Source organism: Delftia sp. (assembly GCF_059499305.1).
On record NZ_JCABYI010000021.1, the window covers coordinates 1 to 15,108 of the forward strand.

The 15,108-nt window shown below is 68.4% G+C and carries 16 protein-coding genes; 1 reads left to right on the forward strand and 15 read right to left on the reverse strand.

What is annotated here, in order from left to right:
• Positions 1-419: 419 nt before the first annotated feature.
• From metC to AC5I49_RS12425, 10 genes are all read right to left on the reverse strand, one after another.
• A complete protein-coding gene (metC, locus tag AC5I49_RS12380; RefSeq protein ID WP_495789438.1) occupies positions 420-1,643 on the reverse strand; it encodes a cystathionine beta-lyase in 1,224 nt (407 codons plus the stop codon).
• Positions 1,640-2,311, reverse strand: a complete 672-nt coding sequence (locus tag AC5I49_RS12385; protein ID WP_065347971.1) for a cysteine dioxygenase family protein — start codon at positions 2,309-2,311, stop codon at positions 1,640-1,642. The genes metC and AC5I49_RS12385 overlap by 4 nt, the downstream gene beginning before the upstream one ends.
• Before the next feature lie 26 nt (positions 2,312-2,337).
• Positions 2,338-3,225 carry an amino acid ABC transporter ATP-binding protein gene (locus AC5I49_RS12390; protein WP_126311010.1) on the reverse strand — a complete coding sequence of 296 codons (888 nt, stop codon included), beginning with the start codon at positions 3,223-3,225 and terminating at the stop codon, positions 2,338-2,340.
• Complete coding sequence (locus tag AC5I49_RS12395; RefSeq protein WP_495789439.1) at positions 3,212-4,033, reverse strand: amino acid ABC transporter permease; 822 nt, start codon at positions 4,031-4,033, stop codon at positions 3,212-3,214. The genes AC5I49_RS12390 and AC5I49_RS12395 overlap by 14 nt, the downstream gene beginning before the upstream one ends.
• The gene (locus AC5I49_RS12400) at positions 4,023-4,772 is read right to left on the reverse strand and encodes an amino acid ABC transporter permease (protein ID WP_013800583.1); all 750 of its coding nucleotides are present in this window, start codon (positions 4,770-4,772) and stop codon (positions 4,023-4,025) included. Before AC5I49_RS12400 ends, AC5I49_RS12395 begins: the two co-directional genes overlap by 11 nt.
• Positions 4,769-6,040, reverse strand: a complete 1,272-nt coding sequence (locus AC5I49_RS12405; protein ID WP_017406975.1) for an aminotransferase class I/II-fold pyridoxal phosphate-dependent enzyme — start codon at positions 6,038-6,040, stop codon at positions 4,769-4,771. The genes AC5I49_RS12400 and AC5I49_RS12405 overlap by 4 nt, the downstream gene beginning before the upstream one ends.
• On the reverse strand, positions 6,037-7,578 hold the full coding sequence (locus tag AC5I49_RS12410; protein ID WP_495789440.1) for an FAD-binding oxidoreductase: 1,542 nt from the start codon (positions 7,576-7,578) through the stop codon (positions 6,037-6,039). Before AC5I49_RS12410 ends, AC5I49_RS12405 begins: the two co-directional genes overlap by 4 nt.
• Entirely contained in the window at positions 7,575-8,393 is an 819-nt protein-coding gene (locus AC5I49_RS12415) for a transporter substrate-binding domain-containing protein (protein ID WP_016448804.1), read from the reverse strand. Before AC5I49_RS12415 ends, AC5I49_RS12410 begins: the two co-directional genes overlap by 4 nt.
• The gene (locus tag AC5I49_RS12420) at positions 8,390-9,313 is read right to left on the reverse strand and encodes a transporter substrate-binding domain-containing protein (protein WP_279494220.1); all 924 of its coding nucleotides are present in this window, start codon (positions 9,311-9,313) and stop codon (positions 8,390-8,392) included. The genes AC5I49_RS12415 and AC5I49_RS12420 overlap by 4 nt, the downstream gene beginning before the upstream one ends.
• Before the next feature lie 102 nt (positions 9,314-9,415).
• On the reverse strand, positions 9,416-10,276 hold the full coding sequence (locus AC5I49_RS12425; RefSeq protein WP_495789441.1) for a transporter substrate-binding domain-containing protein: 861 nt from the start codon (positions 10,274-10,276) through the stop codon (positions 9,416-9,418).
• Positions 10,277-10,500: 224 nt separating this feature from the next.
• On the opposite strand from AC5I49_RS12425, the gene AC5I49_RS12430 reads away from it, so the two are divergent.
• Positions 10,501-10,914, forward strand: a complete 414-nt coding sequence (locus tag AC5I49_RS12430; RefSeq protein ID WP_495789442.1) for a lysozyme inhibitor LprI family protein — start codon at positions 10,501-10,503, stop codon at positions 10,912-10,914.
• 15 nt (positions 10,915-10,929) lie between these two features.
• On the opposite strand, the gene AC5I49_RS12435 is transcribed toward AC5I49_RS12430, so the two are convergent.
• The 5 genes from AC5I49_RS12435 to AC5I49_RS12455 form a co-directional block, all read right to left on the reverse strand.
• Entirely contained in the window at positions 10,930-12,018 is a 1,089-nt protein-coding gene (locus tag AC5I49_RS12435; RefSeq protein WP_392414361.1) for a fimbrial protein, read from the reverse strand.
• A 338-nt stretch (positions 12,019-12,356) separates the two neighbouring features.
• Positions 12,357-13,319: an ADP-ribosylglycohydrolase family protein gene (locus tag AC5I49_RS12440; protein ID WP_310041777.1), complete on the reverse strand. Its 963-nt coding sequence runs from the start codon at positions 13,317-13,319 to the stop codon at positions 12,357-12,359.
• A 6-nt stretch (positions 13,320-13,325) separates the two neighbouring features.
• Positions 13,326-13,898, reverse strand: coding sequence for a riboflavin biosynthesis intermediates N-glycosidase (gene ybiA / locus AC5I49_RS12445; protein ID WP_310041775.1), 573 nt, complete (start codon positions 13,896-13,898; stop codon positions 13,326-13,328).
• Positions 13,899-13,926: 28 nt separating this feature from the next.
• Complete coding sequence (locus AC5I49_RS12450) at positions 13,927-14,538, reverse strand: HAD family hydrolase (RefSeq protein WP_017406967.1); 612 nt, start codon at positions 14,536-14,538, stop codon at positions 13,927-13,929.
• Positions 14,516-15,100, reverse strand: a complete 585-nt coding sequence (locus AC5I49_RS12455) for an RNA 2'-phosphotransferase (RefSeq protein ID WP_099735042.1) — start codon at positions 15,098-15,100, stop codon at positions 14,516-14,518. The genes AC5I49_RS12450 and AC5I49_RS12455 overlap by 23 nt, the downstream gene beginning before the upstream one ends.
• Between the last annotated feature and the right edge of the window lie 8 nt (positions 15,101-15,108).

The following is a 15,108-nucleotide window of genomic DNA, read 5'->3' on the forward strand; positions in this document are numbered from 1 at the left end:
AACAGCCAACAGCCAACAGCCAACAGCCAACAGCCAACAGCCAACAGCCAACAGCCGGCGCCATCACTGCGTTCGGTTTCAAACCAGGGGCCGAGCGAAGCGAAGGCCCGGGCAAACTCCCCGTATGTCAGCGCCTGCGGCGTGGTGGTTGCGGGGTTGCAGTCCTGCCGAAGGACAGGACTGCTTCGTCATCTGACTCGCCGTGATGTTTGAACGTAGCGCGCAGCGCGAAGAGAGTTTCACGGCGAACCCCGCAACCGCCACGACGCAGGTTGCCCCGCAGCGAAGCGAAGGGGTCGCGGACATCCGGGTCGCCTTCTTTGATCTGACCTTTCTTGGCGAATCAAGAAAGGGCAGTCGGCTGCCGGGCCGAGACCCGGCCTCTGTCGCCAGAGGCGCGACAGAGTCAAAAAGGAAGCTCAGGCAGCCAGCCTGAACCGCTCCACCACCCCCCCAAACCCCCTCTCCAGATCCGCAATCAGATCCAAAGGATCCTCCAGCCCCACATGCAACCGCACCACAGGCGCAGTCCCCGTCCACACACTGTGCTCCCGCAACCGCTCAGGCTGCGCCACCAGCGCCAGGCTCTCGTACCCGCCCCAGGAAGCCCCCTGCGCAAACTGCCGCAACGAGTCAACGAACACGGCGCCGGCACCGGCGTCCACCCCTTCGGCAAACGCGAATGACACCAGCCCGCTGGCCCCGCTGAAGTCCCGCTTCCACAGCACATGGCCGGGATCGGACGGCAGGGCCGGGTAGAAGACGCGGCCGACCTGGTGCTGCTGCTCCAGCCACTGGGCGATTTCGGTGGCGTGGCGCTGGTGCTGGGCCAGGCGCACGGGCAGGGTGCGAAGGCCGCGCAGGGCCAGGTAGGCGTCGTCGGCGCCTATGGTCAGGCCCAGGGCCTCGTAGGCGGTGGATATCTTCTTCGACAGCGCGGGGCCGTCGGTGATGACGATGCCCTGCATCACGTCGGAGTGGCCGGCGATGTACTTGGTCGCGGCCTGGATGGAGAGGTTGGCGCCGTGCTCCAGGGGCTGGTAGAACCAGCCGCCGCTCCAGGTGTTGTCGGTAGCCACGGCAATGCCGTGCTGGCGTGCCACGGCGGCCAGGGCGGGCAGGTCCAGCACTTCGTAGAGCAGGGAGCTGGGCGATTCCAGGTAGACCAGGCGGGTGTTGGGGCGGATCTTGCCGGCCAGATCGTCGCGCGAGGGCGAGAAGTACTCCAGCGTGATGCCCAGGCGCTGCAGCAAGGTGGCATCCACGCGGCGCACGGGAGAGTAGACGCTGTCGGCCACCAGGGCATGGTCGCCGGGCGAGAGCAGGGCGATGAGCACCAGGGCGATGGCGGACAGGCCCGAGGGCGTGAGAAAGGCGCGGTGCCCGCCCTCCAGCGCGACCACGGCGTCTTCCAGCGCGCGGTGCGTGTCCAGGCCGTGGCGGCCGTAGGAGGCCACGCGCTCGCCGGCCTCGCGGCGGTGGTGCAGGTCGGCGTAGGCGGCGCTGTCGGCAAAGCGCACGGTGCTGGTGCGCACCACGGGCACGTTGACGGGGCCGGAGCCGCCCTGCAGCGGCGGCGTGCCTGCGTGCAGCAGGCGGGTCGACGGGCCCAGGGGCCGGTGCTTGTCTTGAGGGATGCTCATGCCACGGCCTCGCTGGGACGGAAGTAGGCGGCGTTGTAGTTCTTGACTTCGCCGGTGTCGGGGTCGATGGCCACGCGGCCGCTCAGGGTTTCCAGCGGTTGGCCGTAGAGATGGAAGTGCAGCGTGGGCTGCTCGCCCACGACGGCAATGCTGTGGATGTCATCGGGCAGGAAGGCGATGGAGGCGCCCGGCTGCACGGTGAATTCGCGCGCCAGGTGGATGCTGGCGCGTGCGGGGTCGCTGCGGTCGTCCGTGCGCTCGTAGAGGCGGTTGAGCTCCTGGCCTTCGACGGCAACGATCACGGCCCAGGTCGTGTGGTTGTGCGGGGCCGTGGTCTTGCCGGGGTTGATGGAGTTCAGGTACAGGGCCAGGCCCGCATCGCCATCGGCCGGGTTGAGGCGGTAGCGCGTGGAGGCGCCCACGCCTTCGGTCTGAGCGGGCGGGGGGAAGTCCGCGCGGCTGAACAAGGCCTTGTGCGCGGCCAACTGCTCCAGGCGTGCGGTGATGGCCGACAGGGTGCTGCGGTCGGGCGCGCCGGCCTGCAGCAGCTGGCGCACGTCGGCCAGGGCGGCGTCCACGGCCTGGCGGCGCCGGGCGGCGGCGTCTGTATGGGTGCCTGTATCTGCGCCTGTGCCGGCCGGGGTTTCAGTCGTTGTTTCTGCGGTCATGGGGATGTGCTCCTGGAGGTGGGGGGTCAAAGGGCAAAGCGCAGGCTGTTGAAGGGCAGCGGCGCTGTGGCCGGTGTGGCCGGGGCGGCTGGCGCAGGCCTGGGCCGTGCACCATCGCCCAGGGCGCGTTGCAGGAATTCGCGCGTGCGCTCGCTGCGCGGGCTGCCGAAGATCTGGGCGGCCGGGCCGTGCTCGACGATGCGGCCGGCCTCGGTGAAATAGACCTGGTCGCTGACCTCTTCGGCAAAGCGCATTTCGTGCGTGACCAGCACGCAGGTCATGCCGTCCCTGACCAGGTCGCGGATCACGGTCAGCACCTCGCCCACGGTCTCGGGGTCCAGGGCCGAGGTCACTTCGTCGAACAAAATCAGCTCGGGCCGCATGGCCAGGGCGCGCGCAATGGCCACGCGCTGCTGCTGGCCGCCGGACAGCTCGCCGGGGTAGGCGGATTCCTTGTGGTCCAGGCGCACCTTCTGCAGCAGGGCGCGGGCCTCGCGCTCGGCCGTGGCGCGGTCGCGGCCGACCACGCGCGTGGGGGCGATGACCAGGTTCTCCAGCACCGACAGATGGGGGAACAGGTTGTACTGCTGGAAGACGAAGCCCACGCGCTTGCGCAGGGCGATCAGCTCGGCCTCGGTGCGCAGCTGGTCCACGCGCGTGCCCGCCACCGAGATGGCGCCGCGCTGGGGTCGCAGCAGGCCGGTGATGCAGCGCAGGATGGTGGACTTGCCCGAGCCCGAGGGCCCGATGATGGTCACCGCCTCGCCGCGCCGCACCTGCACGTCGATGCCCTTGAGCACCTGGTTGTCGCCAAAGGACAGGTGCACATCCTGCAGGTGGACCAGTGCGGGCGCCGTGCCTGCGGGGGCATCGGCCGTGGCGAGTTGGGAGAGAAAGGAGTCAGTGGCGTTCATGGCGTCGCTCCAGGGCGCGGGTGGCGCGGGCAATCGGATAGCAATAGGCGAAAAACAGCGCGAGCAGCGTGAAATACACAAGGATGGTGAAGTCCGTGCGTGCCACGGTGTTGCTGGCGATCTGGGCGGTGTCCACCACGTCGTGCACGCCCACCAGCGAGGCCAGCGAGGTGCTCATGGTGATGCTGGCGTAGAGGTTCATCCACGGCGGCAGCATGCGGCGCACGCACTGCGGCAGCACGATGAGGCGGAAGATCTCGCTGCGGCGAAAGGCCAGCGACTGGGCCGCCTCCCACTGCGCGCTGGGAATGGACTGGATGGCGCCCCGGAAGATCTCGGCCACGTTGGCGCTGGTGGGCAGGGCCAGGCCCAGCACCACCTTGACCCAGTCGGGGAACGGAAAGGTCCAGCCCACCAGCTTCAGCTCGAACGGGAACACATAGGTGGTGAAGTAGATGAGCACCAGGATGGGCGCATTGCGAAACAGCTGCACATACCAGCGCACGCCCGTGCGCACGGCCGGCGTGGGCGACAGCGACAGGGCGCCCAGAACCAGGCCGGCCACGGTGCCGATGGCCACGGCCAGCACGCTGATCTCGATGTTGACCAGGAGGCCGCGCAGCAGCGCAGGCAGCCATTTCCACAGGTGCACGAAGGCGGGCGGGGCGCTGTCCGTGGCGGCCCAGCAGGCGCACAGGGCCAGCAGTGCGGTGCCTGCGATCAGCCAGGGGCTGCGCGCCGCGCGCAGCAGGGCGGCGGGCAGCGGACGGGGCCCGGCGCCGGGGTTCAGGGTGGCTTCATTGGCCATAGCCGGGCATCCTCAGGTGTTGTTCCAGCCACCGGCCCGCCAGGCTGACCAGCCAGGTCAGCAGGCCGAACCACAGCAGGATGAGCAGCAGCAGCTCCAGCACGTTGTCGCGCTGCGACCAGATCATGATGGACTCGTAGGTCACGTCGCCCACGGCAATGGCCGAGGCCACGGCCGTCATCTTCACCAGGTCCACCAGGTTGTTGGTCAGCGAGGGCAGGGCAAAGCGCACGGCCAGCGGCAGCTGCACGCGCACCAGCAGCTGGCGCTGCGAAAAGCCCAGCGAGCGCGCGGCCTCCAGCGTGGTGGCGGGCACGGCCTCGATGCCGGCGCGCAGCGCCTCGGCATGGAACACGCCCTTGTGCAGCGAGACCACGATCACCACCCAGACAAAGGGCGTGAGCGGGTTGTTGCCCGCGCCCCAGTCGCGCAGTTGCTGGGTGATCAGCATGTTGAGCACCAGGAAGGCGCAGTACAGCTGCACCAGCGTGGGCGTGTTGCGCGTGACCTCCACAAAGGCGCGCGCAGGCCGTGCCAGCCAGGCGCGGCCTGAGGTCAGGGCCGCCGCCAGCGCCACGCCGGCCGCCAGGCTGCCGGCAATGGTCAGCAGGGCCAGCTGCACGGTCACGAACATGCCGCGCACAAAGGCCTGGCGCTCGGCCACGTCCAGCACGAAGGCGTAGTTCAGGCCCAGGCCCTTGAGCGCTTGCACGCCCTGGGCAAGCAGGCTGTCGTTCATGGCACGGCCTCCAGGGCGGCCGGCTGTGCATGCGCTTGCGCTTGCGCAGCGGGGTCTTTCAGCGCGGCCACGGCGCGTGCGATGCGGGCCGTGGCCTCGGCCAGCACCTCGTCGCTGGCGGCGGTGGAGATGCGGAAGTACGGCGACAGGCCGTAGGCCCCGCCATCCACGGCGGCCACGCCTTCGGACTCCAGCAGCCATTCGGTCAGGTCGGTGTCGCTGGCGATGGGCTGGCCGTCCGGGCGCAGGTGGCCTATCAGCGCGCCGCAGTGCACAAAGGCAAAGAACGATCCGCCCGGCGGCAGCAGGGCCAGGCCCGGCACCTGGTCCAGCGCCTGGGTGACCCGTTGCGCGCGCCGCGCATAGGCGTTGCGGGCCTGCTGCACAAAGCTCTGGTCGGGCGACTGCAGCGCCGCCGTGGCTGCGGCCTGGGCCACGGAATTGGGGCCTGACGAGGCCTGCGACTGGATCACCACCATGGCCTGCACCAGCGCGGCCGGGCCTGCGCCCCAGCCGATGCGCCAGCCGGTCATGGCATAGGTCTTGGAGACGCCGTTGACCAGCAGCGTGCGCTCGCGCAGGTCGGGGGCCACGGCCAGCCAGTGCGCGGGGGCCTGGGGCGTGAACCAGATGTGCTCGTACAGCTCGTCCAGCAGCACCAGAACCTGCGGGTGCTGGCGCAGCACCTGGGCCAGGGCGGCCAGTTCCTCGCGGCTGTAGACGGCGCCCGAGGGGTTGCCCGGCGTGTTCAGCACCAGCCAGCGCGTGCGCGGCGTGATGGCAGCCTGCAGCGCGGCCGGCGTGAGCTTGAAGCCCTGCTCAATGCCGCAGTCCACGATGACCGGCGTGCCGTCGTTCACGCGCACGATGTCGGGAAACGAAGGCCAGTACGGCGCGGGCACGATGACCTCGTCGCCCGCGTCCAGCGTGGCCGCCAGCGCGTTGTAGATCACCTGCTTGCCGCCGTTGCTGACGATGATCTGCCCGGCGTCGAAGTCCAGCCCGTTCTCGCGCCGGTACTTGGCGCTGATGGCCTGGCGCAGCGCGGCCGTGCCGGGCGTGGGCGTGTACTTGGTTTCGCCACGGGCCAGGGCCGCGATGGCGGCCTGCTTGATGGGCTCGGGCGTGTCGAAGTCGGGCTCGCCCGTGGTCAGCGCAATGATGTCGCGGCCCTGGCGGGCCAGGGCCGTGGCCCGCGCGCTGGCCGCGGCATTGGGCGAGAGCCTGACGCGCTGCACGCGCTGCGAAAGGGGAAAGGGCGTGGTCATGGCGTGGGGCCTTCCTGGAATGCGGCGGCTGGCGTTGGAGAAACCTGCGGCAAGTCGTGCGGCAAATCGTCCGGCAGGGGCTGCAGCACCTTGCCGGGATTGAGCAGGCCCAGCGGGTCGAAGGCCTGCTTGAGACGCCGCATGAGCTGCAGCTCCACGGCGCTCTTGTAGCGGGGCAGCAGGTCGCGCTTGGTCTGGCCCACGCCGTGCTCGGCGCTGATGGAGCCGCCGTGGGCGTGCACGCTGTCGTGCACCACCTCGTGGATGGCGTCTTCCTGGGCAAACAGTTGCGCGGGCGTGCTGTCCGGCGCGTGCGACACGTTGTAGTGCAGGTTGCCGTCGCCCAGGTGCCCGAAGGCCACGGGCCGCACGGCGCCAAAGCGCGCCTGCAGCAGCGCGGCCGTGGCCGCAAGAAAGTCGGGGATGCGCGAGATGGGCACCGACACGTCGTGCTTGATGTTGCGGCCGTCGCGCCGCTGGGCCTCGCCCAGGGCCTGGTCGCGCAGCCGCCACAGGGCCTGGCTTTGCTGCAGGCTCTCGGCAATGGCGGCATCGGTGACCAGGCCGTCCTCGAAGGCCTGGCCCACCACGCACTCGAAGCGCTGGCGCGCATGGTCCTCGCCCTCGCTGTCGGACAGCTCGATCAGCGCAAACCAGGGCGCCTTGAGCGCCAGCGGTATCGGCTGCTCGGGCACATGGCGGGCTATCAGGCCCAGGGCCGTGTCCGACATCAGCTCGAACGCCGTCAGGCCGGCGCCGAAGCCCGCCCGCGCCTGGCTGAGGAAGGCCACCGCATCGCGTATGCAGCCAAAGGCCAGCAGGGCCGTGTGCTGGGCGCGGGGCAGCGGATGCAGGCGCAGCGTGGCCGCCGTGATGATGCCCAGCGTGCCTTCGCTGCCCACGTACAGGTCGCGCAGCGCATAGCCGGTGTTGTCCTTGCGCAGCCCGCGCAGGCCGTTCCAGATGTCGCCCTCGGCCGTCACCACTTCCAGGCCCAGCACCAGCTCGCGCGCGTTGCCGTAGCGCAGCACCTGGGTGCCGCCCGCGTTGGTGGACAGGTTGCCGCCAATGGTGCAGCTGCCCTCGGAGCCCAGGCTGAGGGGAAACAGCCGGTCCGCATCGCGCGCTGCCTGCTGCACATGGGCCAGCACGGCGCCGGCTTCCACGGTCAGGGTGTCGTTGTCGGTGTCGATGGCGCGCACGCGGTTCAGGCGCGCCAGCGACAGCAGCACGGCGTGGCCCGAGGCGTCGGGCGTGGCGCCGCCCATCAGCCCGGTGTTGCCGCCCTGGGCCACGATGGGCGTGCGGTGGGCGCGGCACAGGCGCACCAGCTGCGCCACCTGGGCCGTGTCGGCGGGCCGTGCCACGGCCAGGGCCTGGCCCGTGAGGCGGCCATGCTGGTCGGTCAGGTAGCCGGCCGCATCGGCACCCGTGAGCACATGGGCATCGCCCAGGGCGTGGCGCAGCGCGGTGACCAGGTCGGCGGGGCCGGTGATGTGGCCGCTGGTGCTGGTGTTGGTGCTGGTGTGGGTGCTCATGCGGGCGCCTTCCTGAACTTGTCGTGCAGCTGGTGCAGCAGCGGCGTGGGCGTCATGCCGTTGCGCTGCTCCACCTCGATCAGCCAGCCCGTGCGGTGCCAGTCCTGCACGATGCGGTCGATGGCCGCCTGCGTGTCGGACTCGCCCTTGCGCAGCCAGATCACCGAGGGCGAGGGAATGATGTCCGCGGGCGAGACGATCTCGTAGTCCTTCCAGTCCGCATTGCTGGCCACGAGTTCGCGCAGTGTGGGGCTGACATGCACGGCGGCCGCGCAGTTGCCGCCCTTGAGGGCCAGCAGCGACTCGGGCTGGCCCCGGAAGGCCTTGATCTGGGCGCCGTATTGATCGGCCAGCGGCTTGGTGAAATTGCTGCCCTGCGACACGCACACGGGCTTGCCGCGCAGGTCGTCCCACTGGCGCACGCCGCTGCCCTTCTTGGCGATGGCGGCGCCGCCGACTTCCTCGAACGGCGTGGGCACGAAGGACAGGATCTCGCTGCGCTCCTGCGTCCACTGCATGTTGGCGATCAGGATGTCCACCTTGCCCTGCTGCAGGAACTGCACGCGGTTGGACGGCTGGACCTGCACGGTCTCCACCCCCACGCCCAGGCCCTTGGCCACGCCTTCGGACAGCTGCACGTTGTAGCCCACGTGCCTTTGCGTGACGGGGTCGATGGTGCCGAACGGCGGCCCCGAAAGCATCACCCCCACCACGATCTTGCCGCGCTGCTTGATGCGGTCCAGCGTGGCGTCGGCATGGGCTGCCAGGGCCGTGAGGGCGAGCAGGGCCGCCAGTGCGGTGCGGGTCGGCTTCATGGCTTGGCTCCCTTGGCGGCGGGCTGGGTTGCCTGCGTCGCCTGCACTTGTGCCTGCGCTGCCGCATACACCGCGAAGTCGTAGGGCGCGCGGTCGAACTGGCCCTTCAGCGCGCGTTCGTGGCGCTCGGCGATCCAGGTGTCGGGCACGCCGCTGGCGCGGGCCACCTTGAGCAGAAAGCCCGTGCGGTGCCAGTCCTGTATGGCCTTGTCCACGAAGGCCTGGGTGTCGGCCTCGCCGCGGCGCGTCCACACCACGGTGGGCGAGGGAATCAACTGGTCCTGCGTGCCCAGCTCGAAGTCCTTCCACTCGGTCGCATTCGGGCCGGTGAGCTTTTCATAGAGCGCGGGCTGGATATGGACCGAAGCCGCGCAGGTGCCGCCCTTGAGCGCCAGCAGCGACTCGGGAATGCCCCGCAGGCCCTTGACCACGGCGCCATAGCTCTCGGCCAGGGGCTTGGCGAAGTTGCTGCCCTGCGACACGCAGGCCACCTTGCCGCGCAGGTCTTCCCAGCGCTTGATGCCGCTGGCCTTGGCCACCAGGGCGCCGCCGCCGATCAGGTCATAGGGCGTGGGCGCGAACGAGAGGATCTCGCTGCGCTCCTGCGTCCACTGGATGTTGGCGATCAACAGGTCCACCTTGCCGCTTTGCAGGAACTGCACGCGCGTGGAGGCCGTCACGGGAACCGTCTCCAGCGGCACGCCCAGGCGGCGCGCGATGTCGGCGGCCAGCTCGGTCTGGTAGCCGCCGGTCTTGCCGGTGGCGGGGTCCAGCACGCCGAACGGCGGGCTGGCGCCATCAATGCCCACGGACAGCTTGCCGCGTTGCTTGATCTTGTCCAGCGTGGCATCGGCGTGGGCGGCACCGGCGCCCAGCAGCAGGGCCAGGGCAGCGGCAAGGGGGGGAAGAAGGCGGGGCATGCGTGAATCCATCAGGGAACGGAAGGCCCGGCCCCGTCTTGCGGGGCCTGGGCCTGGGTGGTCGGAAAAAAAGTAGCGGTGGACCGCCGTGGCGGTCGGCGGTCAGCTGGCGGACTTGAACTTGGCCTGCAGCTCGGGCAGCAGCGGGTTGGCCGGCTCGATGCCCACGCGCTTTTCGGCGGCGATCAGCCAGCCCGTGCGGTGCCAGTCCTGCACCACCTTGTCCACGGCGGCGATGGTGTCGGCCTCGCCCTTGCGGGTCCAGACCACGGAAGGCGCGGGCAGCACCTCGCCGGCGATGGGGGCCGAGTACTGCGCCCATTCGGGGTTGCTGCGCAGCAGCGGGTAGATCAGCGTGCTGTCATGCACGGCGGCCACGCAGTTGCCGCCCTTGAGCGCCAGCAGCGAGTCCGACGAGCTCTTGTAGCCATGCACCTGGGCGCCGTACTCGCTGGCCAGCGGCTTGGCAAAGCTGCTGCCCTGGGACACGCACACGGGCTTGCCGCGCAGGTCTTCCCACTTGGCGATGCCGCTGCCCTTGCGCACGGCGGCAGTGCCGCCCACGCGGTAGAAGGGTGTGGGCGCGTAGCCCAGGGTCTCGGCACGGTCGGGGTTCAGCTCCATGGAGGCGATCAGCAGATCCACCTTGCCGGCCTGCAGAAACTGCACGCGCGTGGCGGTCTGCACCTGGACCAGCTCGGCCTCCACGCCCAGGCCCTTGGCCAGGGCGCGTGCCAGCTCGGGGTTCCAGCCCACCAGCTGCTGGGTGGACGGGTCGATGGAGCCGAAGGGCCCGCCATTGACCAGCACGCCAATGGTGACCTTGCCGCGCTGCTTGATCTTGTCCAGCGTGGCATCGGCCCGGGCCTGGGTGCAGGCCAGGGCCAGCGCGGCGGCGATGAAGGTCAGGGATGCGGAAAGGGTGGCGCGGGGCTGGCGGCGCAGGGTGGGGCTTGTGTGCATGGCGGGAGCGGGGCGGTCGGGACGAACGAAAGATGCGTACGCCTGCATCTTCTGGCCGCCCTTGACCCACGGCAACAAAGCTTTGGGAGCATGTTTATGCGCTTTGCGTCGCTGCATCAGGGTGATCACCAGGGAAATGTGGGCCCGAGGCAGGGCGGGTCGATGGTGTAATCGCGACGGCCGGGGTGCTGCGCCCACCGGCACCTCCCAGCGAGCCCTCTTCCATGCACCAAGCCCTAGCGTCCCTACTCGCCCCTCTCGCCTGCGCTGCCCTGTTGTGTGGCAGCCCCGTGGCCCGGGCCGCCAATCCCACGAGTTCTGGCAATTGCGAGGAAAGCTCCACCAACATGTCCGAGGTGCGCGCCTGCCTGCACGAGCAGAACGTGGCCCTGGTCAATGCCGCCTACGTCTCGCTGTCGCTCAAGCTCAAGGCGCGCATGCCCCAGGCTTCGGAAGAGCTGGAAGTGGCGCAGAGAAACTGGGTGCAGTACGCGCGCAGTGCCTGCGAGTTTCTTTCCGAGTTCAACTCGGCCAGCTTTGCCAAGGACGATGCGCGCACCAACTGCTGGAGCGACTTCGCCCGCGCCCGCGCCAAGCAGCTCAAGTCCTGGGAAATGCAGCTGGACAAGAAGCCCTGAGGGCGGGGACGCTGCTCACTGGTAGTTCAGCGTGAAGGTGGCCCTGCCGTTGGCCTGCCCCGTCGTGACTGCCGCAGCGGTCTGCACGTATTTGGCAGTCAGCGGGATCTTGAACTGGGCAACGCCCTGAACGATGGTTCCCGCACTCCATTGGTTGGTGTTGCCAGGCACGTTGGAGTCGGGGCCGTATGCGAGTGCGGTGCCATCCTTCAGTATCTGTATGCCTATTCCGGTGGCAACCGGTTTGCCGCCTGACGTGGCCTGGCTCAAGGTCAGGACGGTGCTCCGATTGCTGGTGTCGTTGGCATCGGTGAGCGTGACGTGGGGGTGCAGAACGCTTGCGGGCGCGCCGCCCTTGCATTCCAGCGTGATGTCGAAGTGCTGGGGGATGGAGGTGGATTGGAGGCCCGTGAATCGCAGGATGGGCACAGCGCCCATGGGTACGGAGATGGCCGAGGCGGCCACCGAGCAGGAGGGACCGACCACCACCCTGGTACGGCCGGACAGGTTGACGTATCCTGCGGTGCAGCCGGGGCACTGGAATCGCATCTCGACGTTCATCCCGGAGCCCGTTAGCGTGCCAGCGGAAACGTTGCCGGTTTTCACCAGCTCGATCCAGACATCCTGGCGGGATGAAGCATTCCAGAAATAACCCAGCGCGCCCGAATTATTTTCTGATTCGGTGGTAATGGGCATGGTTCTGCCACTGGGAGCGCCGGGGCCGCGCCATGTGGCCCACCAGCGGATTCCAATGCCGGGAATATTGGTGCTGTAGACATTATTGTATCCGGGCGTCTTGCTTCCGGATTGAACATTGGCAGCTACAACGGCTTTTTCAACATCGTACTCGAATGCCGTGTTCAGCACTGCTCGCAGATTAAATACGGTTACCGTAGACTTCCATAGCGTCGATCCGTTGGCGTAATTTCCGGGTACTGTTATTTCCTCGGGCAGTGAAATGTTGGAGCTGGTGGGGGAGAATACGCCGCCGGCAAAGGCATTGGTGTTCATCGTTGCCGCTGAAAAGGCAATGAGGAATGGAAGAGCGATCAATGCAAGCCGGCGTACTTGCGAAGGAAATGAGGGAATGAAAGAAAAATGCATGATACTGATTCGGTCCATTGTTGAAGTATGATTCTCGAAAATATCACGCAATAGTTTTATCGAACTTTTGAGTGACTAAGGAGGGGGTGGAAATGAAAGCATCGAATCATTCGATGTGTGGCCTCTTAGGTATTTCACACTCTACGCCGAAGATATGAGTTGATGCAATCAGATTGTTCTGAAAATGGAGCGTGGCTCAGTCAAAAGCCACCCATGCACGCCATTCGTAAAGAGCAAGGCCCGCGTGTCACGCAGCTCGGGCGTGTGGGTTGTCGCGCAGACAAGCCTGGTTCAGTCCGCTCGCGGCCCCGGCGACTGTCGTGAGCGCACCAGGCCGCTCAGGTGCTGAGAGGTGCGGTCGGAGAAGCGTCCCTGGCACCTCTGGCGGCTTGCCAGAGCGCATCGGCCAGGGCTGTGATCTCAGGGGCCAGGTGCAGGCGTTCCAGCCAGCGGCCCGCAATGCCGCTGGCGCCGTGGAAGGCTCCGGCCAACTGGCCCGTGATGGCTGCCGTGGTGTCGGCGTCATCGCCCAGGTTGGCGGCCTGCAGCACTGCGCCTGCAAAGCTGTCATGCCTCGCAAAGCACCACAGGGCCGCCTCCAGGCTGTCCACCACGTAGCCGCTGCCGCGAATCTGTGCGGCCGGCTTGTCGCGATAGTCGCCACGGGCAATCTCCCGCAGGCGCGGGCTGGCGCCGTCTTGCAGAACGCCGCCCAGGTCCAGAACCTGCGACCGGGGCAGTCCCTGCAGCGCCCGGCACAGCGCCACGGCGAACAGGCGGCAGGCCTGCAGGCATTCAGGTGCGGCGTGGGTGGTGCGTGAGCTGAGTTCAGCCATGCGCTGCACCAGGTCCTCGTCGGGGCCGAAGAACATGGGCACGGGCGCCAGCCGCATCAGGGAGCCGTTGCCGGCCTGGTCCGGGTCGGGCGATCCGGCCAGCGGATCGCCGGTGGCCAGGAAGCGCTGGATGGCCGCCCTGGTGGCCATGCCGATGTCAAAGCAGTTGCCGGTGGAACTCCAGTACCCCCATTCGTACCAGTTGGCATAGCGCGTCATCTGGTCGTGCGGGTCGCAGCCGCCGCGCTGGAGCAGGCTTTCGGCCAGGCACAGGGCCATGGAGGTGTCGTCGGTCCACTTGCCTGCGGGCAGCGAGAAGGGGCCGCCGCCGACCATGTCGGTCAGCGGCGCAAAGCTGCCGCGCGGCTGGAATTCCAGCGTCGTTCCCACGGCGTCGCCGCAGGCCAGGCCCAGCAGGGCACCACGGTATCGGTCCAGCGTGTCCATGGCCGTGCTCTTGCTCATGGTTGGTCAGGGAGCAATGCTGCGCAGCCGCGCGCGCACCTGCATGAGGGCAAAGCCCAGCAGGTTCAGGCCCTGCCAGCGCGCGGGGTCGGTGGCGCGCACATCGTCGGCGGCCAGGCCAATGCCCCAGATGGCGTCCACGGGGCTGGCCTCCACCAGAACCCGGTCGCCCGTGTTCAGCAGATAGCGGGCCAGGGCCGGGTTCTGGGAGAACTTGGCCTCGTTGGCGCGCACCACGATGCCCATGCGCGCGGCCACCCAGGCCGCTTCATCGAAGCCCTGGATGCCACGCCCCAGCTTCTTGGCCTCGCCCGGCGTGCGGCAGCGCACGATGGCCGCGTGCGCCGCCTCGTCGCCAAACAGCCGTGCCTTGCCCGCCATCATGAAATGCTCGGCCGTGGGGTAGTGCTGCCCATCGACCTCGAAGCCCGCCTCGAACCACTGGCTCATGCAGGTCTTGCCGATGGAGCCATCGGCCGCAGGCTGATGGCCCCAGAACGGCAGGAAGCGCGGGGTGAGACCCTGGGCCATGGCGTGCTGGAGGTCTTGCAGGGAGGCGATGTGGTCTGTCGTAGTCATGGGCTGTCTCGTTGCCGTGTGTGCCGTTTCAGGAATGCGATGGAGCTTGCTGCAGCCACCACTGGCTGAAGGCCATCAGGTCTGCGTGCTGCGAGTGAGCGTGGACCAGGTCCGGCCCGGTGTTGGGCGTGCCGTTCGGGCCGCGGCACACCAGGGCCGCGTGAATGCCCGGGCCAATGTCCCGGAGGTAGGGCAGATAGTCGTCCACGAAAGCGACCGGGCCGAGCCGCTGCAGGGCGTCTGCCTTGGGGCTGCGCAGGCCGGTGGTCCGGCCCGTGGCGATCACGCGGTCGATGGGAAAGCCGAGGTCGCGCAGGTTGCCCAGGCGGGCCTGTTCGAAGCGCGCCGCCAGGGCCGTCACGCAGACCAGTTCGTAGCCGGCGCCCTGCAGGTCGTGGCAGGCCTGCAAGGCATTGCCCAGCGCGGGAATGCTGCGCCAGAAGGCATCGTCCATGCAGGCCCTGAACTGTTGCAGGCGCTCGCCGTCCAGCGCCTGCACGGCCCAGCGGTCCATGGCCCAGTAGGCATGGGGGTCGGCCTCGGCGGGGCGCTGGCCGAACGCGCGCTCCCAGGCACCGGCATAGGCGCGGTTGTAGTCCAGCAGCACGCCATCGGCGTCAAGGGCAATGATGGGTTTCATCGTGTTCCTCTTCGGCCAGCACGCGCAGGTAGTGCGGTGCCACGCTGTCCGTGAGCCAGACGCCGTTGTCCGAGCGGTAGAACAGGCAGGCATCGGCATGCATGCGCGCCGCATCGATCTCCAGCAGCACCAACCGGCCATAGCGCTGGCCCACGGAGCGGGCCGTGGCGAGGTTGTCGGTCAGGTGCACGTGGTGGCGGTTGCGCCGGTCCAGGCCGGTGCCCAGGATGGAGTCCAGAAAGCGCGTGGCCGTGCCATGGTAGAGGCGCTGCGGCGGCACGCTGGCCTGCAGGCCCAGGTCGATCTGCACGGAATGCCCCTGGCTGGCGCGGATGCGCAGGCCATCGGCGCTGATGGCAAAGCGCTGCTTGGGGCAGCTTTGCACCACCTCCATCAGCAGTGCGGGCGAGATGTTGCGGCCGGCCGCCTGGGCGCCGCGCAGCAATGCGTCTATGGAGACCCAGCCCTGGGCGTCCAGTGCGAGCCCGGCGCGGCCGGGGTTGTGGCGCAGGACCAGGCTCATGAATTTGCTGGTCGATGTCAGTGTGTTCTTGTTGTTCATACGGTCCA